We start from the raw sequence: 23,844 nt of genomic DNA, 5'->3' as shown, positions 1-23,844 counted from the left end.
TAGTTGTGAGCTTTCGCTTAGGAATAAAATATCTCTATAATTACTTGATTCGCAATGGTTTTATCATTTAGCAGGTCATACAGGAACTGGTTCTAATCAACATCCCCCTACGGCCTGATCACCATCAACCTTTTCGTACTCAAAGTCCGCCCCCGCTCATCCTTCAAACTATACAAATAAGCTCCTTTTTTCAATTGCGAAATGTCTACCTGCTCGGCATAATTCCCGGTGATGGTGTACATTTTGCTCCACTCCTCCTGGCCAATAATGTTGAAGATCGATAACTTGTAGGTGCCGGGAGGCAGGTTATAAAACTCAAAACGTACACTGGCGATGGCTGGATTGGGCGACACATAAATATCGGGGCGTACGCTGGTGATGTTTTGGATGCTACTTTCTCGTTCACGGGGTTTGAACTCTATTTTGAGGATCTTTTTTTCATTGCTGCTCATCCAGACCCGCGCTACCGGTTCTTTGGAGCTGCTAGCATAAAAGTGGTAGGAAATTTTCTTTTGAGTGCGCAGAAGTTCCTTGTCTTTGACCGATTTGGTCACCTCCTGCCAGCGGCGGCGGCCTACTTTTACTTCAAGGCGCATCTCAATGATTTCGATGCGGCGTTCGCGGATCACATCAAAAATTCCGCCCGGCACAATCATTCGTCCGTAACTGTCTACGTCATATTGGCGGTCGTAACTCACGCGCAGTCGCAAGGAATCGGGGCTGACGGGTAGTTTTTTGCGAAACCAGCTAGGGATTTCATCCTCTCCCAAGGTCAGTACCAGGTTGCCATCCGCCTGGAATGCATCTCCGTAGCGCAAATTATAACGGCGCTCGACCAGACCCGGGCTATACCGCAACACCGATTTGCGACTCAAATTCAGCGGATCAGGTCCAATTGCGCCCAGCAAGAGCAGATCATTTCCCTGGGTACGATAATAGCCTTCGGTATGTTCATCTACTGGCGCAGCAAATTCCGCATTCTTGAACAAAGTGGCAGCAGTGCCTTTTGAAGCGGGTTTCCACACTGCACTGCGAATGTAGGGCGCTTCCAGCATGGCAAAATCCCAACGCTGATTGCGGCCTGAGCTGATGTTTTTGATGTAAGTGGGAAGATTGTCTACTGCAGTCAAAAGGGTATCACCCGCCCTGGGCATCAATGATGTAGGAACAAAAATTTGGGCTTGGATAAAATGCCAGCTTAAACAGCTAATTAGGCATAGGAGCAGGTGCTGCATGCGTTTTCGGGTTGTCGACAAGGCAAAGGTAGGAAAAAAGTTGAGGAGTTTGCACTCCCGGCGCTTCGGCTTTGCTCAGCGACCGGGAGTACAAACTCCTCAACTCCTCAACTTTTTAAAACTACTTCTGCGCAATCATATCATGCATAATGCGCAGGGTTTCCCGAATATAAATGTCTTTAGAGACCCCTTCCATGAAGTCTTTATTGCGGGCGAGGGTCTTTTCATTGTCGGGGCTGGCTTTCATTTTTTGCTCATCCACGCTGATGTTGCGCACCCCTTTGTTGACAACTTCTTTGAAGGCATTGCGGAAATCGCCAGCCATTTTTTCTTCAGCAGCTTCATCCTTGCGGAACTGGTCGATGTTGAGCATCACCGCTGAATTTTTGCGTTCTGCCTCGATGTACTTTGCCTGTCCCAACACCTTTTGGAAACCTGGATCTTGTTCGATCCGTGCCTTGCTGCGGCGTTTGATTTCTTCCAGGTTTTTGATTTTGTAGGCATTTTGGCTATAAGAAACCGGGGCAATTTCCGTCCAATTGAGCGGATAATCTTCCTCACGTTCCCCTACGGGCAAGTAGTGATAGGTATCCGGCAGGACGATGTCGGGCGTAACCCCACGCAATTGGGTTGAACCACCATTGATGCGGTAAAACTTTTGCAGGGTAATTTTGATGTCGCCGAGTGGTTTGTATTCATCGTAACCACTGATGGCCTGATCCAGACTGAACACCCGCTGTACGGTGCCTTTGCCGTAGGTTGACTTGCTACCTACAATTATGGCGCGGCCATAATCTTGTAGCGCAGCAGCCAGGATTTCAGAAGCTGAAGCCGAGAATGAGTTGACCATGATCACCAATGGGCCACCGTACTGCACCGCAGGGTTGCGGTCGTAGTTGACTTCTGCTTGGGCGGTGCGGCTCTTGACTTGTACAATCGGGCCACTTTCGATGAAAAAGCCCGACATTTTTACCACATCGTTCAAGGAACCACCGCCGTTGTTGCGCAAGTCGATGATGACGCCACTGACGTTTTCACTTTTGAGTTTTTCCAATTCCTTGGCTACGTCGGGGGCACAAAAACGCCCGTCGGCACGTTGGAAGTCGGCATAAAACTTGGGCAAGTAGACGTAGCCGATTTTTTCTTCGGGTGTCGAGCCATCCAGAATCAAGGACTTCACATAACTTTCCTCAAATTCTACCACATCGCGGATGATGGTGATTTCTTTGGTGCTGCCATCTACTTTTTTGACCAGCAGGCGTACTTTGGTGCCTTTTTTGCCTCGAATGTGCGAAACAACCTCGTTGCTCAACATCCCGGTAAAATCCAACCATTCGCCATTGTCGCCTTGAGCAGCTTTGAGGATGAGGTCATTTTCTTGTAGTTCTTTTCCTTTCCAGGCTGGGCCACCTACTACTACCTCCGATACTTTGGTATAATCTCCCACTGTTTGAAGCCGGGCACCAATCCCTTCCAGGCGACCAGAGATGTTCAGGTCAAAATCCTGTTTGTCCGCAGGCTCCAGAAAATCGGTATGAGGATCGTATAGGTGGGTAAAACTATTGAGGTACATGCTCAAACGATCCGAACGTTTGGTTTTGGTCAAACGATTGAACCAGTCATCGTAACTTTTCAACAGTGCCTTACGGGCTTCTGCTTCGATGGCTTCAGGCGTGCTAGGTGCTGCTTCTTCACCCGATTTTGCCGATTTTAGCCCCTCTTCCTTATCCATAATGCGGGCCAGGGTCTCGTATTTGAGCATCTTGCGCCACATTTCTTTCAATTCGGTATCGTTTTTGGCGAATGGCCGCTTTTCCGGATCAGTCTCGTAAACATCATTGACGTTGAAATCAAAGGGCTGAGCCAGGATATCGCGATAATAACCCTGCGTTTTTTGCAATGCAGCTTCCGTAATACTAACTGAAAGATCAAAAAACTCGGAACTTCCACTGTTGATGGCATCATCCAGTTTCAGGCGATAAGTTTCCAGTTTTTTGGTATCCTCCTGGGTCAGGAAGCGTTTGCTGGGGTCCAGCGATTCCAAATACAGGGTATAAAATTTTTCAGAGAAGGTATCGTCCATGGTCTTGGGATCGAAATGCAGCTCATTCAAAAATGATACGAGCAACTTCATCAATACCGCGTCTTTTTCGGCACTCTCTGCTGCTTTACGTGGGTAGAATGCCACCAGTAAAAAACCGGCTACTACTACCGACAAAAATATTGGTCCTCTAAACTTCATGATCATCGCTTTAAACGATTGAAAATATGTTTTTTTAACGAATTGATTCTGCTCCATGGGCTTTGCTCCAAACATTTAACGAATTAATAACAACTTTACCAAGTGCTCAACTAAATTAACGCAATATTTCATTTCTTAGTTGAAAAATAAATTTTCAATATTTTCAAAATAAATTGAAAGTCTGGTTTATTTGGGTTATTTTTGCCCCAATCAACGCTGCATAAACTATGGTATCCCGCCTACGCATGAAACTTGACCTGTTGATACAGGGTGTTTTTCTGATCATATTTGGGCTATTCTCTTCGCTGGAGCCCTGGCGAACAACTGCAATTGTTGCACTCCTTGTTCTTGGTTGTATCCAAATTACCAGTGCTGCACAATTGTGGTTATGGCATCATTATCGGCCGGCTAGGATGTATTTGTGGCTTTTTTTGGGAGCTGCGATAGTGCTGCCATTCGGCTTGTATTTTTTCGATTCACTGGCTTGGTTGTGTTTAATTGCGATGGGAATTGCCTATTTTTCGCACACCATATATATGGCGGTTGTAGTACTAAGGAGGCCCCGTTCTTTTTGGGACATCACCTAGGAAACTTGTCAGGCAGCCTTATGATTTTACTATCAATTATTATAGTTTTACTTTTACTACACCGAAAAAATAAAGTTTCCTGCCAAAAGCAGTAAAAATCCCCCCAAAAACCTAAAAGAATAACACAGTTTCAGAGTCTACTCCTATATTTGTTCTATCACAATGACGTTGTGGTGCTGACGATAGACACTGAAACATCAGCAAGGCTCATTTAGCGGCTGATCCATATAAGATATTCTTGGCAACTTGCACACGCGAGTGTGTATTGTCAAGGGTTTTGGGAATAGGAAGTTTGGTTGCCCCACTTCAGGCCGGTGAGACGGTTCTAAAGTGGGCAACTTTTTTTTAGGGCACCTCTTATTGTTCTTTCCATTAACATCTTCTCAGTCTTTAATGTTACCTTTGGCGTTCTGCGGTTCATATTGTATCCTTACATTACATCTAAGTTCGTTCCCATGCTCAAATGTATAATCGTAGATGATGATCTGATGTCCCGTACTGCAATGGAAAATCTGTGCAAACGTGCAGAAAATCTGGAAGTTGCAGCCAGTTTTACTTCTGCTGAAGATGCCTTGCAATTTTTGAATACGGAACAAGTCAATCTTATTTTTTTAGACATCGAAATGCCGGGTCTGAGTGGCATCGAGTTTATGGATCGCCTTTCCAGTTTTCCCCACATCATCATTACGTCGTCTAAAACGGAATATGCCTTTGAGGCTTTTGAATATCAGGTAATTGATTATTTGAAAAAACCAATTACCTTTTTGCGTTTCCAACGAGCCCTGGAAAAAGCACTGGATGCTGAACGCCGCATTCAAAAGTATAAGGAAGAAGCCAAGGATGTGTACATTCGGGAAGAGGGGAAATTGGTGCGCATCAGTTTGGACGATATCCTTTTTTTCGAAAACCTGGGCGATTACGTGACCATCCGCATTGCCAATGGCAAACGACACATCATTCACGGTACGATGAAAGGGATTGATTCCAAAATGAAAGATCCACGTTTTGTGAAGGTACACCGCTCGTACATCATCAATCTGGATAAAATCAAAGACATCGAGGAAAACACTTTGGTTATCGCCGAAACCGTTATTCCCATTAGCCGCAGCCACAAACAGGCTTTGCTCAACCGGCTCAACTTTTTATGATCATGGACAATATCTCGCACACCGAGGAAAATTACCTGAAAGCCATTTATAAAATTTCGGAAAATAGTGCGGCCAAAGCCAGTACGAACGCCATCGCTGCGGACATGAATACCAGTGCAGCCTCGGTCACAGATATGATTAAACGGCTGAATGAAAAAGGCCTGGTACTTTATGAAAGCCGCCGAGGTGTCAGCCTTACCGAAGAGGGCGCCCGCATTGCCACTGCGCTGATTCGCAAACACCGACTTTGGGAGGTTTTTTTAGTAGACAAATTGCGTTTTTCCTGGGATGAAGTACACGATATAGCGGAGCAGTTGGAACACATCAAGTCGGATGAGTTGATCAAACGATTGGATACTTACTTAGCACATCCCAAATTCGATCCCCACGGAGACCCCATTCCCGATGCTGAAGGCAATTTCACCTTCCGCAAACAAGCACCTTTGGCCGACTCAAAAGTGGGGGATAAAGTGATCGTGGTAGGAGTACAGGATCATGCTCCGGCGTTTTTGCAATACCTGGATCGCCTGCATTTGGGTTTGGGCGCAGAATTGGAGGTATTGGATTTGCACGAGTACGATGAATCGATGAAGGTACGTTTGCAAAGTACCCTGGAAGAAACCCTCTCGCGGAAGGTATGTGAACATTTGCTGGTGCAGAAACGGCAGAAGACATAGTAGAGTCCAATTTGTACGGTTGTCTTGGCGCCTTATTTAATCAAGCTAGCCATCTGCTCAACAATATACACCAAAGACAATCCTCCCTCCTTATTCGGCTCAGTGCCCATTAAAAACACCTCATCGTCATTGATTTGTCGACAGTGCTGAGGTTCCAGCGTGGCATTGGGGCGCAGGTTAAATTTGGATTGTAGGGGGCGTGTTTCGAGGCGCCCGATCTCTTTCATTTCCACCAAAAAAGCACGGCCGGGCGTATCGGTGCGGATTTTTTTGCCCCGGTCGTCGGTTGCGCCATTGTTGGGGTCTACAAAAATGAAAAAGAACTTATCCCCCTGGCGGAAATAAAAGCCCGCAAGGAAGCCCTGGGCAACTTCGCCCGGTCGAGGTTGTGAAAAGGAAAAAGGAGTGGGCACCACCCGAATGCGTTGCAACACCATATCCGGTCGAATATCGAGGACCAAGGTGTTGTCCCGTCGACCCGCCATCAGCGCGTAACTTCCATCCGCATCAGCATGCAATTTGCCCAGTTCGTAACCAAAGAGCGTCCGATCAATTTGGCCACGGCTCAAAAACTTATCCTCTGATCCGATATTCAGCGCAGTGGTGAAGGTCTTTTTATCGATCATGTTCAAACGCTGGATGGTTTGATTGGACTCGGCGGCGATTTTGATGGTAAATAATCCTTTGTATTCCGAGGTCTCGGATTTTCGGAAAAAACCACTTGCCACCATATCGCCCTTTTGGTTCATGGAGTAAGCCAAATTCGCCAGGCTATACTCTCCCAGTTCCAACTGAATCAAGTCCACCCGAGAAGTTTTGCCCGACATCAACAAAATGATCCGTTCGATGTTTTTTTCCTGCACCTGGGTAGCAGCGGTGTACTTCGCTGAATAATTTTCACCAAAAATAAAGGCACTACCGTCGTTGCGCATTAAACATCCGTACACCAAAAAATTGCGGTTGGCGTAGCCCAGGGTGTATTTTCGTGCCCAGAGGGTCTCCATTTTTTGATCAAAAACCTGCACCAATAAGTTCACCGAATCCTGCGGGGGCCCGATCGGCCAATTGAAAAACATCATTTTGGTGCTGTCTGGCGATACACTAAAGCCACAAAATGCGTAGACAGAAATAGGTGGAGTACGCACCTTACCCAAGGGTTTCACCAGAGTGGTTTTGAGGCTATCCAAAGTGAGCTGAACCAATTCATATGCGGTACTGCGCTGGGTAGGGTAGTAGTGGGCAAACAACAAATTGAGCCGATTTCCCCATTTGAATACGGATTCTACCTTGGAGCGAGCACCTTCTGTGCGGAGGTTGATTTCGGCAAAGGCTTTTTCGACGCCCCCTTTTCCCAAAATCTGCAGGTGGATGATACCTGGAAATTTGAGATCGTTTTGCCGGATTAAAGCAACGTCACTGCCCCCCAAAGGTAAGGCTTCTCGAAACTTGAACTCTGCGTTTTGGGCAAGCAACCGGGCAGCAATTAGACTGGACAAAGTTAGAAGTAGGTAGAATTTTTTCATGCTGGGCTAATCATTTCTAATACAGGCTAAAAACCATTCAAAATACGAGACAATAAGCGAAAAATGTATTAAGGTCTTGTTAAATTTTAATCTCCATCGAAGCGCAAGCCAAATTTTTCAGCCAAATCCTTGACTTGAGGGTTTTTTTCGTACATCGCCAGCAGCCGTTCTTTGTTGTTGAGTGGACGGGTAGGTTTGGGCTTTTCGCTTTGTAAGGTTTTTTCCAGTTCAATTTGTAAAACCAGATCTTTCCGACCAAAAACCTGGCGCAGGTATTCCATCAGGTTGCGTTCCTGGCGCAGGGTGCTTTCTACCAGGCTGGAGCTTACTTTGGCCGTAAGCGTTGGATCAGACCAATGTAAGGGGATCCCTTTTAAGATGTTGCGGGTGGTCTCTTGTTCAACTTTGTCCAAATAATCTATCCAGGCTTTTTCTATGTTTTCCTGATGGATTTCCAAACTAGGTGCAGCTTCGGATAATTTGGATTCAGCATGCACTTCGGCCATGAGGTCATCCAGTCGGCCAATTCGCGGAGTGGTCACCAGATGGGAGGGCGTTTTTGTACTGGTAGTTGGAGTAGGAGATACTGTGGTGCTTTCTTGTTCCGGGGAGGCGGTATTGCTTTCTGAAGGGGCGCTGCTGCCACTATTTTTGCTGTGTGGGGCAGAAACAGGAGTGTCTCCCGCCTTTACAGCTGTTGTAGAGGGTGCTAGCTCGGGTTCAGGATTTTTTTTTTCAGCCGCTTCTGTAGAAATATTCACCGCCCGATTGATGTAAGTCATCTTGATCAGGGTCATTTCTACGTGCAGGCGTTTATGGCGGGCCATCCGGTAATTGATGTCGCAATCGTTGCACAAATTAAGCGCCGTCAGCAAAAATGAACTTGGCGAGATGTGTGCCTGAGTGCGGTACCGCTCTTTGAGGTTGTCGGTCAGCTCCAACAAAGTAAGGGTTTGTGGATCTTTGCACATCAACAAATTGCGGAGGTGTTCAGCCAGGCCATTGATGAAGATGTCTGCTTCAAAACCCTTGTTGAGGATTTCGTCAAAAAGCAGCATAACCTGCGCCAGATTCTCCACCAAAAGAGCATCGACAATTTTGAAGTAATAGTCGTAGTCGAGTACGTTCAGGTTGAGGATGACGTCTTCGTATTTGACATGTGCGCCAGAATACGAAACAATGCGGTCAAAAATAGAGAGCGCATCACGCAAAGCTCCATCCGCTTTTTGCGCAATGACGTGCAGGGCATCTTCGTCGGCCTGAATGTTTTCCTTGCCGCTAATTCCCTGCAAGTGACGCACCATCGAAGGTGCCTGGATGCGTTTAAAATCGAAGATCTGACAACGCGACAAGATGGTGGGAATGATCTTGTGTTTTTCAGTAGTAGCCAGAATAAAGATGGCGTAACTCGGTGGTTCTTCCAATGTTTTCAAAAAAGCATTAAAAGCTTGTTGAGAAAGCATGTGCACCTCATCAATTATAAAAACTTTATATTTACCTTGCTGTGGTTGAAAGCGCACTTGCTCGATCAAAGCACGGATGTGCTCCACGCTGTTGTTGGAAGCCGCATCGAGTTCGGTAATGTTGAAAGAAGCATTGTCGTTAAATGAAGTGCAGGAAGAGCAAGTATTGCAGGGCTCCAGCTCTACTCCGGGGTTTTGACAGTTGATGACTTTGGCCAAAATCCGGGCACAGGTCGTTTTGCCAACTCCACGCGGGCCACAAAACAAAAACGCATGCGCCAGGTGATCATTGCGCAGGGCGTTTTTGAGGGTATTGGTCACGTGTTCTTGACCAACGACATCCTCAAAGGTGACCGGACGGTATTTGCGAGCCGAAACGACAAAATTACTCATGGATGTAGTTTTGCTGTGCTTTCACACAGGAGACTTTATGAACAAAAAGTCTAGTTTGCAAACTTACAAAATTTGTACCGTGCAGGGAAGAAGTTATACCGAACTGGGGATAAAAAAATTTATTCGACACTTAGTTTGACTTTTAAACTAAGTTCGCTTAATTTTGAACTATAAAATCAAACTTATGCTGCTGGAAGGCGCCATTGGGGATGCATACGGAGCGGGGTTTGAGTTTGTCTACCGCCTGATTATCCGGCGGCGCAACAAACTAACGAAATACAAACGTCACCCGTTTTACCGAACCATCTGCGGACACTACACCGACGACACGCAAATGGCGCTGTCCTTGGCAGAACTGATTGTGGAGGGCAGGGAATGGACGCGCCTCAGTGTGGCGAATAAGTTTGTGGAGGTGTTCAAACGAGACACCCGTCAAGGCTACGCTTTCCGCTTTTTTGGTTTGCTCAAAGAGGTAGCTTCTGGTCAGGAACTCCTGGATAAAATCATCCCCAGTAGTGAACGCAATGGATCAGCCATGCGTGCTTATCCAATCGGCGTGTTGGGTTCGGAAAAAGAAGTATTGGAAAAAGCAACGCTCCAGGCCAGAATTACCCATGATACCGAATGGGGGGTGAGAGCAGCCCAAGCCATTGCCTTGAGCGCACATTTTTTTTTGTACCGAAGGGGCAGTAAAGCAGAGTTAATTGCTTATTTGGCCGACTGGCAGGGCGTGCAATGGCCGCTGGACTGGCAGGGTGAAGTGCCCATGAAGGGTAAAGAAACGGTCGAAGCCGTACTGAGCCTTCTGATGCAGGGTGAACGGATGAGTTCCATTCTTTGGGAAGCGGTGGATTTAGGGGGTGATACAGATACAGTGGCTTCATTGACGCTGGCCCTGGGGAGCATTTGCCCGGAGATTGTACAGGATTTACCCGATTGGATGTTTGAACAACTGGAAAATGGCCCCTACGGGCGCAGTTATATCGAAAACCTGGACCGACAACTGTTGGCACAATTGCCGATTACAGGACACCTCAACAGAAATTTATAAATCACCATGCGTATTGCTATCGCCCAATTCAACGCCCACATCGGCAACTTTGAGGGCAACCTATCCAAAATGTTACAAATGACCGAAACGGCCAAAACCCAGGGTGCAGACATCATCTGTTTCCCGGAATTGGCTACTTGTGGATATCCCGCCCGCGACTTTTTGGAATTTGATGATTTTATTCGCCAAGCCGATGCATGTGTTCAGACACTTGCCAAGGCTGCTCAAGGCATTGCCATCGTGCTGGGTTCGCCCACCCGAAATCCGCAGGTGGAAGGCAAGGACTTGTACAACTCCGCTTATTTTCTAGCCTATGGGCGGGTAGAGTACGTCCAGCACAAAGCCCTGCTTCCTACCTACGATGTATTTGACGAATACCGCTACTTTCAGCCCGCTTCCGAGTTTGGGATTGTAGAATACATGGGCAAACGCATTGCCCTCACCGTTTGTGAAGACATCTGGAACGTGGGCAACGAAAACCCACTCTACACCATTTGTCCCATGGATGAGATGATGCCTTTCAAGCCCGAGTTGATGATCAATGTATCGGCATCCCCTTTCTCCTATGACCACGCTCCGGAACGCATCCACGTAATTCGGGCCAATGTGGAGCGCTACAATGTGCCGATTTTTTACGTCAACCACGTGGGTGGGCAAACCGAATTGTTGTTCGACGGTGGCTCGGTGGTGATGTCGCCCAATGGGAATGTTTACGACGAGATGCCCTTTTTTGAAGAATGTATCCGGGTTTACGAACTGGATGATGTGATGAAGGGGGAAAAACAGGTAGAGCTGCCGCGTGAAAAAACGCCACTCATGCACGATGCGCTGCTGATGGGGATTCGCGATTATTTTGGGAAACTGGGGCTCAAAAAGGCCATTTTGGGACTTTCTGGCGGGATCGACTCAGCAGTAACTGTCGTGCTGGCGGCTCGTGCCCTGGGTGCCGACAACGTGCGGGTGATCCTGATGCCTTCGCAATATTCCTCCGACCATTCGGTAAACGACGCCCGCAAACTGGCCGAAAACCTGGGGGTACAATACGACATCATTTTCATCGAGCCGATGTATCAGGCTTACATGGAAACACTCAAGCCGCACTTTTTTGGTTTCCCTTTCAACGTTACCGAAGAAAACCTCCAGGCCCGGATTCGGGGCATGCTGGTGATGGCTTTTTCCAATAAATTTGGACATATCCTGCTCAATACCAGCAACAAGAGTGAAATGGCAGTGGGCTACGGCACTTTGTACGGGGACATGTGCGGCGGCCTTTCAGTACTCGGTGATGTGTACAAAACCGAAGTGTACGAACTGGCCCACTACATCAACAAGGATGGGGAAGTAATCCCGGAAAATTCCATCGTAAAACCACCTTCTGCGGAGCTTCGCCCCGGACAAAAGGACAGTGATAGTTTACCGGATTACGATATTCTGGATGCTGTACTTTACAACTATATTGAGCGCCACCAAGGCCCCAAAGAACTGGTCGACATGGGATTTGACGATGCGCTGGTGCGTCGGGTACTGCGTTTGGTGAACATCAACGAGTTCAAACGGCATCAAACTGCACCCGTACTGCGGGTGTCGTCCAAGGCATTTGGCATGGGGCGGCGGATGCCGATTGTGGGGAAATATTTGTCGTAGGATTTAATCGTAGGGATCGCACTACTGGACTTTTACACAGCTCGTCCAGTAGTGCGAGAATCTATAAAATAAACTTATTCCACAGTCCCACTAGGTCGTGCATTCGTTCGTGGACGTTGAGTGATGTCATCCCCCAGATCAGCCCGCGCTTCTTCTGCCACTTGCAGCAGTGACTTCAGCACCTCGGGGTACTTGGCTTGTACATCGTAAGCTTCGCCCGGGTCGCGCCGCAAATCGTAAAGTGCCATCGGGAAGGGTACGTCTTCGGGTGATCCACCCGGGAAACCGTCTTCGCCAGGCATTTGATTGACATAAGAACGTCCCTTGTGTGGCAAGATCAGCTTCCAATGCCCACTGCGCACCGCGTGCAGGTCATTGCGGCGGTAGTAATAGTAAAAGTTTTTGCGCACCTCATAGTCCAGATTGCCTTCCAAAATTGGCAACATACTCCGCCCATCGATCTTTTTGGCAGGTTGAGGAATTTTGCACAAATCGGCAATAGTCGGCAATACATCAATGGTGGAACTCAACTGATTGCATACCACTCCTTCTGGCAGTCGTCCTTTCCAGCGCATGATGCAGGGCACCCGTAAGCCTCCTTCAAAGGAAGTGCCTTTACCTTCCCGCAAGCCCCCATTAGATCCAGCATGGTTGCCAAAATTGTACCAGGGGCCATTGTCGCTGGTAAAAATGACCAGGGTATTTTTATCCAGGCCATTAGCGGTCAAAGTCTGCATAATTTGCCCGACCGACCAGTCTATTTCCATCAATACATCGCCATACTCCCCTTGCTTACTTTTGCCCTTAAATGTTGAGGACGCCGCAATAGGCACGTGCGGCATGGGATGGGGCAAGTACAAAAAGAAAGGCCGGCTTTTGTTTTTTTGGATGAAAGAAACGGCGCGTTCGGTCAGGCGTTTGGTCAATAAGCCTTGATCTTCCAGGGTTTTGATCTCCCCAACTTTGTTGTTCCCCTCCATTAAAGCCAGGGGTGGAAATTGAAATCTACCTTTCTGCTCAGGAGTGGCTGGTTTGCCATCGTACCACACTGGCCACATGTCGTTGGAAAAGGGGATGCCGAAATATTCATCAAAGCCATGTTGTAGGGGCAAAAATTTCTGGTGATCGCCCAGGTGCCATTTCCCAAAAATACCCGTAGCGTAATTTTTTTCCTTGAGTAACTCTGCCAGGGTCGTTTCATCTGGATTGATGCCCACTTTCGCATTGGGAAACAAAGCCCCGGAGATGTTCAGTCGATTGGGGTAACAGCCCGTCAGCAGCCCTGCCCGGGAAGCTGAGCACACAGGTTGAGCCGAGAGGAAATTGGTGAAACGGATTCCTTGTGCGGCCAGTTGATCCAGGTTTGGCGTTTTATAGTCCAGTGCGCCATAACAACTCAGGTCGCCGTAGCCCAAATCGTCCATAAAGATGATCACGATATTGGGGAGTTTTTCCTTAGGGGCAGATTTTTGCCGACTCTCCACAAATACCGACAGGGCCAACAACAGGATGGTAATGCTTGATTTCATGGCAATCTGATGTTTTATGATTTTTCAAACCACTCGACTCGCTGAGGTGCATCTTAAGTGCCTAAGGTTTCTTAGGTGGTGAAAAAAATGCTTGAGGTTTTTAATTCTCATCCCCGGTTTTGTACAAAATCCCCCCAAGGTACAAACCCTCCGGAGGCGCACTCGTCGCCTTCCGCAAACGGGATTGTTTCTCCATAGCCACTTTGACCTCCTCCAAGGAAATTTGCCCCGTTCCAACACCCAGACACATGCCAACAATCAGGCGAACCATACCCCGCAAAAAACGATTGGAAGTGATGTGGAATACGGCCCGATGCTCCTCGGGATAAAATTCCCATTCCGAACGGGTCAAATTGCAGATCATCGTTTTGGCATCGTGGTTGCTTTTGCAGAAAGGAGCAAATTCTTCAAATTGAAGCAAAAGTGCCGCCGCAGTTTGCATCAGTGCCGGATCAGGCTGCTGGGTGTAGGGGTAAAAATGGGCCAAATGCTCCGTAAAAGGGTCTTTGCGAAAACTCAGGTGGTACTCGTAACTGCGCTGATAGGCATCAAAACGGGCATGGGCATCGGGTGCTACTTCAAAAATGCGAAACACCGCGATGTCTTTGGGCAAAAACTTATTGAGCCGGCGCACAAACTCGGCGGGAAACTCCCCTTCAAAATCAAAATGAGCAAAGTACTGTTTGGCATGTACCCCGGTATCCGTACGGCCACAGCCAGTAATTTCCAGCTCGGTGCCCAAAATAGTGCCCATGTATTCTTCCAGGGTTTGTTGCACAGAATTTTTACCGGGTTGGCGTTGCCAGCCGAAGTAATGGGTGCCATTGTAGGCGAGTTCGATGAAATATCGTTTCATAAAAAGTAATTCCACGTGTAAATTACAAAACCAGGGTCAAACGTTCTAAATTTAACCCAATTAGCCGCAAAAGTAAATGAGAAAAAATAGACCTATCCCGTATTTTATCCTTGCTGTTTTTATCCTTTTCACCATTGCCCATCATGGGTATGCTTTTTTTGGCCATTATGGTTTTGACGATTTGCATTACGCACGTTTGGCCAATGCGCTTTTACACGGAGCAGTCGATTATACAGATCATTACAGTTATCGCTTTGCCATTTTGATCCCTACCGCCCTGGCTTATGCCCTTTTTGGGGTCAATGACTTTGCTTCGGCCCTGCCGCCTTTGTTTTGCTCTTTTTTGATCTTATACCTGGTTTTTGCGGCCTTGCGGCAGTATTCCAGCTATACACTTGCGCTGGGGCTCGGGCTTACCGCCTGCTCCAATTGGTTTTTGTACTATTCGGACAAATTGATGCCCGATATTTACGTGGCCCTGGCGGTGATGTTGGCCGTATTCAGCGCGGATCGGTACAAATATTTTAGTGACCACAGCCAAACTCAACGTTATGCCCTGGGTTTGGTGGCAGCACTGGGCTTCGGCTGGCTGGCCAAAGAGACCATCGTTTTGACCCTGCCGATGCTCCTTGCCTGGGTGTTGGTAGATTTGATCCAGCGGCGGCAGCTCAAATTTTGGGGCTATACCTCGCTTTATGGACTGCTTGTTCTGGGGGCTTATTTCACCTTCATTTGGGCACTCACAGGCAATTTTTTTGAACGCCTCGATGCCATTGCCAGCAACAGTTATTTGAATGCCTGTAGCTACGATCAACAACCCACTCAGGTTTTGCTCCAACGTTTGTATTACGATTTTTTTGCCCTCACGAGTACCGAAGGGATCTTGTTCAGCTTTGTTTTTATTGGGGCTTACCTGTTTCGCAAGGAAGGGTGGAAACTGTTTAGGCAAACCGATTCTCTGAGTTTTTATGCCTGCTCGGCCCTTGTGCTTTTTTTAGCCTCCAATTTTATGAGCATTTCGCTCAAGGCTTATGTGCCGATGTGTTTGGACCCCCGACATTATTTGTTTTTGATCCCAGTGGCGGCGGTCCCAGCGGCCAGAATCCTTGGTGAATTTTTGGAAGAGAAAAAATATGGATGGCAGTTATTGCTGACGCTTGCTTTGGCTACGCTATTTTTATTCTACATCAATGGGCAGCTTTTTGAAAAACCTTATTTGCCTGCCCTCATTCTGCTTGCGGGTTTTTATTATCTACCTAGCAAAGCGCCAGTTTTTAAATTGCTTTTTACCCTACTGTTTTTGGGCATCCTGCTGATTGGCCTGATTCAACAAATGCAGTACGCCCGCAAGGTGCAGTACCCGGCGCAACGGGCCATCACTTATCAGCAGTTTATTGATAAAAATGAAGCTTGCTACATCATCACGGATCCCGTGCAGCAACGATTGGGCGAGTATTACGGTGGGTTTAATCCAAATCGCAAGAATCAGTTCTTGAGTTTTGAACAAGTTAATTTTGATAGCCTGGACGGGCGCAAGCAGTATTTGTATCTGAATTGGCATACCCAGTATTTGAGCGGCCTGAGCAGTGCAGATTTGCCGGATTATGTGCGCAACCTGGACACCACGGCCAATCCAGCCATTTACCAAAACAAGGCCCTGAACCTGGCGATTTATGAGCTGAAAGCAAAACCGAAAACCTACACAGCAGGGGCAACTTTGTTACACAATTTAAATGATTTTGAACGGAGTGGAGCTACCTATTGGGAACAAAGCGCCACGAGCTTAAAATACCAGGGAAAACAGGCCCATCACTTCAATGAATTCTCCGCTACCTTTAATTATTCACTGGATGCTATAGGTAAAATACCAGCATCAGGCATTCGTATTGCTGCTAAAGCCCTGATCAATGTACCCAGTGCCACCCAATGCAAACTGGTCATTTCGATTGAAAACCCGGATGGGGCCTACTTCTGGCAGGCACAGGATTTGGCAAAATTCATCAAGGTGTATGACAATTGGTGGCCCGTGAATTTTGAGGTGGATTTGGTAAAAACGGCGCTAAAACCCAATTCGAAGTTGAAGGTTTATTTGTGGAATGAGGATAAAGGGGAGGCCTGGGTGGATGATTTTGAGGTGGAAATTCGGGAGTTAAATTGATGTTGACAATCGGTTATAGCCCCAAAAAAATAGGAAGTAAAACCATTCGCTTCACTTCCCATCTTCTTGAACAAACCGCTATTTACCCAATAACCGACTTGTCCTTAGCCATACCAATGGCGTACATCCAGGCACCGCCAGCCAGGCCAATGTCTTTTAAAAAGCCGCCCATAAAACCTTGCCTTGCCATACCATCTGCGGCATTGATCAGGCCAGGAAGGTGAATGGAGCAGGCAAAGATGAGCAGCATTACGCCCAGCAGAGTAGCCCCTAATTTATCTAACTTACCAATGAGGATGCTCAGCGCTCCGGCAATCAGCGCAACTCCAGTTATATATACCCACACTTCCCCCGCAGGGATTGGAACCATACCCGCCATAGCGCTGGCATTGCTCAAGTGTCCAAAACCAAAAACCATTAAACTGGCAGCAAATAAATACCTGCCCAATCCTAGAATTGTATTCATGATGTGAAGGTTTTAATGGTGAAATTAGATTTTGAAAAAATAAAGGTTAACCAAATATACTATTTTATTTTTTTATTTTCTTGGATTTTTATTACAGTTTGACCAAAAGAAAAGCGGCTGCCTCCGAACAGGAAACAGCCGCTTTTCTTTTATAAAAACCTTGCAGAATAAGCTTGATTAAAGAATCACGAATTTGTGGTTAAAAACCTGCCTGTCTTTGGACATCTTCAATAGGTAGACTCCTTTGGGGAGTGCATCCAATTGAATGGGCATTTCTCCCTGGGTTGACAAATTGATTCGGCTATTCCGTAGCTGCTTACCCGTCAAATCCAGCAATTGCAGCTCCCAGTTGCCGGGTTCAATGTCTTGATAAGAGAGCTTGATCGGCTGTCCTGTCGGCACTGGATTGGGGGCCAAACTGATTGCACCTTGAGCCACCCTATCACGCACGCCAGTGGTAAATGGCACCACAAAGCGGTAATTTTTGAAACAACCTTGCTGGTCACTCAGGGTAAGTGTGTAAGTGCCTGCGGCCAGATTACGCCGTGTACGGACCGTATCCCCATTTTCCCACAACAATCGGTAGGGTGGAAATCCTCCGCTGATTTGCTGGACACCAATTTCCCCCAAAGCCTGATTGATAGGGGTGCTACGGATTTGGACTTTAGTACTTAAGCTATCTTTAGCGGGTAGGATGCCGGGGCTTTCGTAAGCACCCATATCTACTTTGCAATCTTGCACCCGTGACTGGCCAGCCAAGTCCAGTGTTGGTAGCTCGGGATGCCAACGCCCGGCATTGATGGCGATGGAACCGGGGGCCAGTTTTAATCCAGTGACCGAGCTGCTGTCGACAAATTTTGGATATTGCCCAAAGATGTTGCCGATGCCACAGCCGAGGGTGTCGGTGGTGGTTTTGCAGGACGGGACGCTGAAGAGGTTGTGGTTGAAGTGGAAGCCTGAGAGGCTGGGGCGTAGCGTGCTTTGTAACATTGAGGAAAGTGTGGGTGCTTCGTCGTAAAAAATATTGTTCTGCAACTGTACTTCTGCTTGCTGAGATGGGTTTTTGTCCCGCTTGACGATGGTCCCCAATTTATTGCCAATAAAGGTAGAATTTAGAATGGAAATCCTAGTCGGCCCCAGGTTATCGTGATGAATGGTGAAGGGGCGGTCGTTTTTTAAAAATACGCAGTTGCTGATGGTGCCAGTTACACCTCCGGCAATATCGGCATTGTTAAAGATATTGATCATACCTAAGTCGGGGTTACGTGGCCGGCCATTGGTGCCATTGCCTTCAAAAATGCATCGATCTATTTGAAAAAAAAGTTTACTTCTGCCTCCATTGACCATGTTAATCAATGCATATTCAAGTGTGTTTTTATTGTTTTTAAAACTACATTGCTGAAAGAGTATATCTATTGGATCTTCATTTCGTGATGAGAAACTGATTAGTCCAACATCAACATTAGCTGTATTCGCAATGAATGAAGTTCTTTTAACCCATAATTTTGCTTTTACCGGGTTAATACTGAAAGGCGCGTTAATGCTAATGAGCGACTCCAAAACACTGTTGTTCTTGGTAAACACACAGTCTTCAGCACACAAATTTCCCGCTATAGTGATTGCACCACCCCCTCTTTGACTTTCATTTTCTTCAAAAATACAGTTGTGGATCGTCAAATTGCCATTCCAATAACTATATATACATGGCCCTTGCTGTGAAGCCTGATTTGTCTTAAATGTACAATTGTTCAACTCAAAAGAACCATCTAGGTCTATGCTCTCAATAAAAATCGCACCTCCAAGAGACGCAGTATTGTTGTAAAAGCTGCAGTTGTACATTTTTACGCGCCCAATCCGATTCCCGGCAGTTATGCTGATTGCTCCGCCTCGGATAGCGCTATTGTATTGAAAAACACAATTTCCAATCCGTGGATTGCTTATAAAAAGAGAGCTATTCGCCATGATCATGATCCCACCGCCGCGGTAGCTCAGGTTATTCCCTGGAGTGGTACTCACACCCCGTTCAATCCAGAAGCCATCGATCAGGCTGCTGGAATCTACACTGATAAGCTCCATTACATGATAGGCATTGTCGGTGTCGCTGGTTTTACTTCCAATGTTTCCGGATAAAACGGAAGGATTCGCTTGCCAGTTTCTTTGCTCAAGGTGGTTTTCCAGCCCTTTAAAACCACCCATCAAAATTACGCCGTTGGGCACTTTAAAGGAGGCCTTTTGATCCAGACCAGAGGTAGGGTAATAAGTACCTTTGGCCACCCAAATACTGTCTCCAGCTTTGGCAACTTTTAGAGCTTGTTGAAGATCGGGAAAAGCGCGTTGCCAACTGCTACCGTCGGGATTGCTACGTGAAATGGCTGTGGAGTCGACGTGCCAACGTTTTGCCTGGGCAAAAAAACAGGTGCTGGTCAATAGCATAAAGCTAGCGCTAAGGCAAGCTTTGAAGAGGTTGTTCATGGGATGATGATTTGTAAAAGTAATTGTTATAAATAAAATTCAAGGATATTAATATTTGTAAGCTATTCCAAATTCACGATGTTAAAAAAATAAAAATTAACATTTATCTTCCGGATGTAATAAAAAAAATAGGAAGTGAAACCTTCCGCTTCACTTCCCATTTTATTGCTGCTTTATTTCTATTTGCAGGCTTTACGCAGCCTTCAACTGCCCCAACTTTGATCTACTCAATTTCTCCAAGGCGTATTCCGCATCAATCACCAAAGTCCGCACCTCCGGCGTAGATGGCAATTCAAACATCGCATCGGTCATGATGGCTTCACAAATAGAACGCAAACCGCGGGCGCCCAGGTTGAATTCTAGGGCTTTGGTGGCGATGAACTCGATGGCATCGTCGGCAAAGGTTACTTCGATTCCTTCCAGCGAAAACAGTTTTTGGTACTGCCGCAACAAGGAGTTTCTAGGCTCGGACAAAATCCGTTTCAGCGTCGCCAGATCGAGCGGATCCAGGTAAGTCAGGACCGGCAAACGGCCAATCAATTCCGGGATCAAACCAAAACCTTTCAAGTCCTGGTGGGTGATGTATTGCAGGAGGTTGTCCCGATCGATGCGCTCTTTTTCGCTGGCTTTAAAACCAATCACCTGGGTATTGACCCGGCGGGCGATGATTTTTTCGATGCCATCAAAAGCACCACCACAAACGAAGAGGATGTTTTCGGTATTGACCTTGACCAGTTTTTGCTCGGGGTGTTTACGGCCACCTTGGGGGGGCACGTTTACATCGGTACCTTCCAACATCTTGAGCAGCGCCTGTTGGACACCCTCGCCCGACACGTCGCGGGTGATGGAAGGATTGTCGCCTTTGCGGGCAATTTTATCAATTTCGTCAATGTACACGATACCGCGTTCGGCAGCCGCTACATCGTAGTCACAAACCTGGAGCAAGCGGCTGAGGATACTTTCCACATCTTCACCTACATATCCAGCTTCGGTGAATACCGTAGCGTCAACGATGGCAAAAGGTACATTGAGGTATTTGGCGATGGTTTTGGCCAGCAGGGTTTTTCCGGTACCCGTGCGCCCAACCAGCACAATATTCGATTTTTCGATTTCCACATCATCGCTCGATGGTTGCATCAGGCGCTTGTAGTGGTTGTACACCGCAACGGAGAGGAATTTCTTGGCGTCGTCCTGGCCGATCACGTATTGGTCCAAGTGCACCTTGATGTCGCGCGGGGTAATGGAAGGATTGAACTGAAAAGGGCTGCTGCTCTTTTCCTTGGGGGCCGGAGCTTCAGCATTGGGGTTCTTCCGGTCGTAGAGTTCTTCCTGAATGATGTCATAGGCCTGCTCTACACATACCTCGCAGATGTGCGCATTAATGCCGGCGATGAGCATTTGGGTCTCGGACTTGTCCCGACCACAAAAAGAACAACTGTACGTTTGTCTACCTTTGTTGCGCATTTTGAATCCTGATTAGTTTGGGCACGTAAGCACTTTCACGACCAAAACCATGAACGGGTTGACCACTTTGAACCTATCAAAGCAATCAACCCGCCCTAAAATTAAGAATTTTTTTGAGGAGTATTGCGAACCAATACTTCATCAATCAAACCATAAGCTTTTGCCTCTTCGGAAGTCATCCAGTTGTCGCGATCACAATCCTTTTCGATGGTCTCGTAAGGCTGTTTGGTGTGCTGCGCCATGATCTCGTACAACTCGCGTTGGTTTTCCTTGATCAACTTGTAGTAGATCTCCATTTCGGTCACCTGGCCTTGCATGCCACCCAATGGTTGGTGGATCATAACGCGGCTGTGTTTGAGGGCCGAACGTTTACCTTCGGTACCGGCGCACAGGAGCACAGCGCCCATAGAGGCAGCGATACCTGTACAAATCGTAGCAATATCGGGTTGAACGTACTGCATGGTATCGTACATGCCCAAACCTGCGAATACCGAACCACCAGGGCTATTGATGAACATTTGTACATCGCGCTTGGGATCCGTAGATTCGAGGAACAGCAGTTGGGCCTGGATCACGTTGGCTACATAATCCGTAACCTGAACGCCGAGGAAGATGATGCGGTCCATCATCAAACGGGAAAAAACATCCATTCCCACTATATTCATCTGACGCTCTTCGATCACCTGGGGCGTGAAAGCCTGGATGTTGGGGTAGGCGTAGGCGGTAGACAGTTCCGCGTACTTTTCAAGGTGCATGCTACTCATACCGAGGTGCTTGGTAGCATACTTCATGAATTCATCCTTGTGAAACATAAGTTGTAATTTTTTGAGGATATAACATCGCCCAACAAATAAGAGTTGATCGAGGGATGTTTTTTTCCCGTTGCGTACAGACAAAATAAAAAGCGCCAAGGTGACAAAGTAGTACACCTTAGCGCTTTATTGAAGTTTATTTATTCTTCTTCCAGCAGGTCAGCCTCTGCTTGCTCGGTTTGAGCCTGAGCTTGAGCCTGGCGAAGCACTTCCAAAAACTCCTCTTCTGCGATGGGTTTTGGATTGATGGTCACCACAGCGCTGATGGCAGCTTGTAGTTTATCAAGCAGTACTTCGTCTCCAGCCTGGTCTACCTGCTTTTCGTCTTGCATCAAGCGCTCTACCATGCCATTGATCAGAGTCATATCGTTCAGCTGGCCGCCGAAATAAGACAAAACCCGATTGGCAAAATAAGCTTTCAGGTCTTCCTCCGTCACCTGGATGCCAAACAAACGGGCTGCTTTGTTGCGGATCAAAGACCACTGTAAACTTTTGGTAAAGGATTCAAAACCTTTGTCCACCGTTTCAGGCGTAGCATTTTCGTTAGAAGTCAAAATCCAGCGCTTCAGGAAACCTTCTGGCAATGGCAATTGGTTCAATTCCAACAAACGCTCCTGCAAATCGCGGAACAACAAGGCGTTGGCTTGCTGATCAAAATATTGGCCATAATCCAAACGGATGGCCTCACGAGCTTCTTCTTCACTGGTCACACGGCCTTCACCGAAATAGGTGTTGTAAAACTCTTCGCCCATTTCAGCTGGTTCTACCCGACTGGCCTCTTCGATGGTGATTTGGTAAACCCGCTCGCTGATTTCACGCTCGTCTTCTTTTTCCAATCCCAGGAAATAACGGCGGACGAAGTCGTCATCACGGTCTTTTTCCAGTTCGAATACATCCATTTTCAGGGTGTCACCTACTTTGTGGCTCAACAAAATAGCTTTGGCGCTATCTTGTGCATTGGCCAGCAGCAAGCTGAAGCTGTTCTGGATGCCTCCTTCTTTGACACTGTCAGCTTCCAACTCGGCGAGTTGAAGTTTGACCATGTCTTCTTCCTGGATTTCAGATTCGGAGACGATGCGTTTGCCAAAACGTTTGCGCGCTTTGAGCATTTCCTCATCCACCCGCTCGTCGCCGATTTCTACTTTGTATTTTTCGTAAACGTCGCTTGCATCGATGCCTTTGATTTCGAACTCGGGGGCGATACCCAGGTCGAATTTGAAGGTATAGTCGCTGACCTGAATGGGGTCGAGGTGAACCTCAGGATGGTCTTCTGAAGGAATGGGCTGACCCAAAACTTCCAACTTATTCTCGATGATGTGATCGTAGAGCTGGCGTTGCAGGGAATCGTTGACGATATCCGCCAACAGACTTTTACCATACAACTTGCGCAGCATGGTATCGGGGGTTTTTCCTTTGCGGAAACCCTTCATCGCCGCCTTTTCACGGTATTTATTGAGTTCTGTTTTCAGTTTCTGTTCTACCTCTGCCTTTTCCAATGTGATGGTCAGGACAGCATTTAGATTGTCGATCTCCTCTCTGACAACATTCGGCATAATCGCAATAGATTTATAGAAAGTCAAATAATGTGCAGCGAATAGAAAAGCGGTGGAAGTTTATGGGTTGAGAAGCTGAGGGGTTGAGAAGTTGAGGCTACCGCAGCAACATAGGCAGAGGCTGTTCTTAACTCCTCAAGTTCTCAATTTCTCAACTAAAATATCCACGCCGAGCAATCAGCAATTTTGCTCTTTTAAACGTTCTATTATTGATGGTGCGGGTAGAGGGACTCGAACCCCCATGCCTTGCGGCACCAGATCCTAAGTCTGGCGCGTCTACCAATTTCGCCATACCCGCTAATATTGGATTAAAACCCTTGATTTTGAACGGTTTTGCCCTCCTTTGGGTTCCCGTTTTTGAAAAAGCGTTGCAAAGATAAAATGTTTTTTGTAATTTCAGAGATTCTCTCTCGAATATTTGTTTTTTGCTGGGTACATCAACGCGCAGGTTTTTTTATAACTTTGTAAATCCAGCTTTGATCAATTTTTGTTTTATTTTATTACACGTTTTTCGAAAAACACCACTCAGATTTACTGACAATTCCCATGATTTGAAAACCAGGTAAAAGGA

16 protein-coding genes and 1 tRNA gene are annotated in these 23,844 nt (G+C 46.9%); 5 read left to right on the top strand and 12 right to left on the bottom strand.

Translation table 11 applies throughout. From position 1 onward, the window contains the following. Window positions 1–107: 107 nt before the first annotated feature. Together ACO08K_RS12485 and ACO08K_RS12480 are read right to left on the bottom strand one after the other, a co-directional pair. Window positions 108–1,235, bottom strand: coding sequence for a T9SS type A sorting domain-containing protein (locus tag ACO08K_RS12485; protein WP_421796731.1), 1,128 nt, complete (start codon window positions 1,233–1,235; stop codon window positions 108–110). Between the two features lie 121 nt (window positions 1,236–1,356). Further along, the gene (locus ACO08K_RS12480) at window positions 1,357–3,477 is read right to left on the bottom strand and encodes a carboxy terminal-processing peptidase (RefSeq protein ID WP_421796730.1); all 2,121 of its coding nucleotides are present in this window, start codon (window positions 3,475–3,477) and stop codon (window positions 1,357–1,359) included. 1,042 nt (window positions 3,478–4,519) lie between these two features. Between ACO08K_RS12480 and ACO08K_RS12475 the strand changes: the two genes are divergently transcribed. After that, window positions 4,520–5,212 carry a LytR/AlgR family response regulator transcription factor gene (locus ACO08K_RS12475; RefSeq protein WP_421796729.1) on the top strand — a complete coding sequence of 231 codons (693 nt, stop codon included), beginning with the start codon at window positions 4,520–4,522 and terminating at the stop codon, window positions 5,210–5,212. Between the two features lie 2 nt (window positions 5,213–5,214). Beyond that, window positions 5,215–5,889, top strand: coding sequence for a metal-dependent transcriptional regulator (locus ACO08K_RS12470; RefSeq protein WP_421796728.1), 675 nt, complete (start codon window positions 5,215–5,217; stop codon window positions 5,887–5,889). A gap of 32 nt (window positions 5,890–5,921) precedes the next feature. Here ACO08K_RS12470 and ACO08K_RS12465 read toward each other — a convergent pair whose 3' ends face one another. Together ACO08K_RS12465 and ACO08K_RS12460 are read right to left on the bottom strand one after the other, a co-directional pair. Next, window positions 5,922–7,412 carry a hypothetical protein gene (locus tag ACO08K_RS12465; protein WP_421796727.1) on the bottom strand — a complete coding sequence of 497 codons (1,491 nt, stop codon included), beginning with the start codon at window positions 7,410–7,412 and terminating at the stop codon, window positions 5,922–5,924. Between the two features lie 86 nt (window positions 7,413–7,498). After that, window positions 7,499–9,268, bottom strand: a complete 1,770-nt coding sequence (locus tag ACO08K_RS12460) for a DNA polymerase III subunit gamma/tau (RefSeq protein ID WP_421796726.1) — start codon at window positions 9,266–9,268, stop codon at window positions 7,499–7,501. 184 nt (window positions 9,269–9,452) lie between these two features. Between ACO08K_RS12460 and ACO08K_RS12455 the strand changes: the two genes are divergently transcribed. Further along, window positions 9,453–10,319 carry an ADP-ribosylglycohydrolase family protein gene (locus tag ACO08K_RS12455; protein WP_421796725.1) on the top strand — a complete coding sequence of 289 codons (867 nt, stop codon included), beginning with the start codon at window positions 9,453–9,455 and terminating at the stop codon, window positions 10,317–10,319. 6 nt (window positions 10,320–10,325) lie between these two features. Then, window positions 10,326–11,963: an NAD+ synthase gene (locus ACO08K_RS12450; RefSeq protein WP_421796724.1), complete on the top strand. Its 1,638-nt coding sequence runs from the start codon at window positions 10,326–10,328 to the stop codon at window positions 11,961–11,963. 74 nt (window positions 11,964–12,037) lie between these two features. Here the strand turns inward: ACO08K_RS12450 and ACO08K_RS12445 are convergent, their stop codons facing one another. Continuing rightward, window positions 12,038–13,492 carry a sulfatase gene (locus ACO08K_RS12445; RefSeq protein ID WP_421796723.1) on the bottom strand — a complete coding sequence of 485 codons (1,455 nt, stop codon included), beginning with the start codon at window positions 13,490–13,492 and terminating at the stop codon, window positions 12,038–12,040. A 100-nt stretch (window positions 13,493–13,592) separates the two neighbouring features. Beyond that, window positions 13,593–14,348, bottom strand: coding sequence for a tRNA pseudouridine(38-40) synthase TruA (gene truA, locus ACO08K_RS12440; protein ID WP_421796722.1), 756 nt, complete (start codon window positions 14,346–14,348; stop codon window positions 13,593–13,595). A 76-nt stretch (window positions 14,349–14,424) separates the two neighbouring features. Here truA and ACO08K_RS12435 point away from each other — a divergent pair, with 76 nt between their 5' ends. Beyond that, window positions 14,425–16,506 carry an ArnT family glycosyltransferase gene (locus ACO08K_RS12435; RefSeq protein ID WP_421796721.1) on the top strand — a complete coding sequence of 694 codons (2,082 nt, stop codon included), beginning with the start codon at window positions 14,425–14,427 and terminating at the stop codon, window positions 16,504–16,506. Between the two features lie 82 nt (window positions 16,507–16,588). On the opposite strand, the gene ACO08K_RS12430 is transcribed toward ACO08K_RS12435, so the two are convergent. From ACO08K_RS12430 to ACO08K_RS12405, 6 genes are all read right to left on the bottom strand, one after another. Further along, on the bottom strand, window positions 16,589–16,972 hold the full coding sequence (locus tag ACO08K_RS12430; RefSeq protein ID WP_421796720.1) for a DoxX family protein: 384 nt from the start codon (window positions 16,970–16,972) through the stop codon (window positions 16,589–16,591). 177 nt (window positions 16,973–17,149) lie between these two features. Then, on the bottom strand, window positions 17,150–19,444 hold the full coding sequence (locus ACO08K_RS12425; RefSeq protein ID WP_421796719.1) for a T9SS type A sorting domain-containing protein: 2,295 nt from the start codon (window positions 19,442–19,444) through the stop codon (window positions 17,150–17,152). A 192-nt stretch (window positions 19,445–19,636) separates the two neighbouring features. Continuing rightward, a complete protein-coding gene (gene clpX, locus ACO08K_RS12420; RefSeq protein WP_421796718.1) occupies window positions 19,637–20,908 on the bottom strand; it encodes an ATP-dependent Clp protease ATP-binding subunit ClpX in 1,272 nt (423 codons plus the stop codon). Between the two features lie 101 nt (window positions 20,909–21,009). Continuing rightward, on the bottom strand, window positions 21,010–21,720 hold the full coding sequence (locus ACO08K_RS12415) for an ATP-dependent Clp protease proteolytic subunit (RefSeq protein WP_320027493.1): 711 nt from the start codon (window positions 21,718–21,720) through the stop codon (window positions 21,010–21,012). Window positions 21,721–21,860: 140 nt separating this feature from the next. Continuing rightward, the gene (gene tig, locus ACO08K_RS12410) at window positions 21,861–23,273 is read right to left on the bottom strand and encodes a trigger factor (protein ID WP_421796717.1); all 1,413 of its coding nucleotides are present in this window, start codon (window positions 23,271–23,273) and stop codon (window positions 21,861–21,863) included. 213 nt (window positions 23,274–23,486) lie between these two features. Beyond that, window positions 23,487–23,571: transfer RNA gene (locus ACO08K_RS12405), tRNA-Leu, on the bottom strand. Window positions 23,572–23,844: the final 273 nt, after the last annotated feature.

It is taken from the genome of Haliscomenobacter sp. (genome assembly GCF_965225875.1).
Lineage (GTDB): Bacteria > Bacteroidota > Bacteroidia > Chitinophagales > Saprospiraceae > Haliscomenobacter.
Note: the sequence above shows the minus strand (reverse complement) of the source record. Positions and strands in the feature narration are given on the sequence as shown.

Bases quoted from the DNA above. Each gene is read 5' to 3' on its own strand.
- ACO08K_RS12485 (WP_421796731.1), bottom strand. From the start codon at position 1,235: ATGCAGCACCTGCTCCTATGCCTAATTAGCTGTTTAAGCTGGCATTTT.
- ACO08K_RS12480 (WP_421796730.1), bottom strand. From the start codon at position 3,477: ATGAAGTTTAGAGGACCAATATTTTTGTCGGTAGTAGTAGCCGGTTTT.
- ACO08K_RS12475 (WP_421796729.1), top strand. From the start codon at position 4,520: ATGCTCAAATGTATAATCGTAGATGATGATCTGATGTCCCGTACTGCA.
- ACO08K_RS12470 (WP_421796728.1), top strand. From the start codon at position 5,215: ATGGACAATATCTCGCACACCGAGGAAAATTACCTGAAAGCCATTTAT.
- ACO08K_RS12465 (WP_421796727.1), bottom strand. From the start codon at position 7,412: ATGAAAAAATTCTACCTACTTCTAACTTTGTCCAGTCTAATTGCTGCC.
- ACO08K_RS12460 (WP_421796726.1), bottom strand. From the start codon at position 9,268: ATGAGTAATTTTGTCGTTTCGGCTCGCAAATACCGTCCGGTCACCTTT.
- ACO08K_RS12455 (WP_421796725.1), top strand. From the start codon at position 9,453: ATGCTGCTGGAAGGCGCCATTGGGGATGCATACGGAGCGGGGTTTGAG.
- ACO08K_RS12450 (WP_421796724.1), top strand. From the start codon at position 10,326: ATGCGTATTGCTATCGCCCAATTCAACGCCCACATCGGCAACTTTGAG.
- ACO08K_RS12445 (WP_421796723.1), bottom strand. From the start codon at position 13,492: ATGAAATCAAGCATTACCATCCTGTTGTTGGCCCTGTCGGTATTTGTG.
- truA (WP_421796722.1), bottom strand. From the start codon at position 14,348: ATGAAACGATATTTCATCGAACTCGCCTACAATGGCACCCATTACTTC.
- ACO08K_RS12435 (WP_421796721.1), top strand. From the start codon at position 14,425: ATGAGAAAAAATAGACCTATCCCGTATTTTATCCTTGCTGTTTTTATC.
- ACO08K_RS12430 (WP_421796720.1), bottom strand. From the start codon at position 16,972: ATGAATACAATTCTAGGATTGGGCAGGTATTTATTTGCTGCCAGTTTA.
- ACO08K_RS12425 (WP_421796719.1), bottom strand. From the start codon at position 19,444: ATGAACAACCTCTTCAAAGCTTGCCTTAGCGCTAGCTTTATGCTATTG.
- clpX (WP_421796718.1), bottom strand. From the start codon at position 20,908: ATGCGCAACAAAGGTAGACAAACGTACAGTTGTTCTTTTTGTGGTCGG.
- ACO08K_RS12415 (WP_320027493.1), bottom strand. From the start codon at position 21,720: ATGTTTCACAAGGATGAATTCATGAAGTATGCTACCAAGCACCTCGGT.
- tig (WP_421796717.1), bottom strand. From the start codon at position 23,273: ATGCCGAATGTTGTCAGAGAGGAGATCGACAATCTAAATGCTGTCCTG.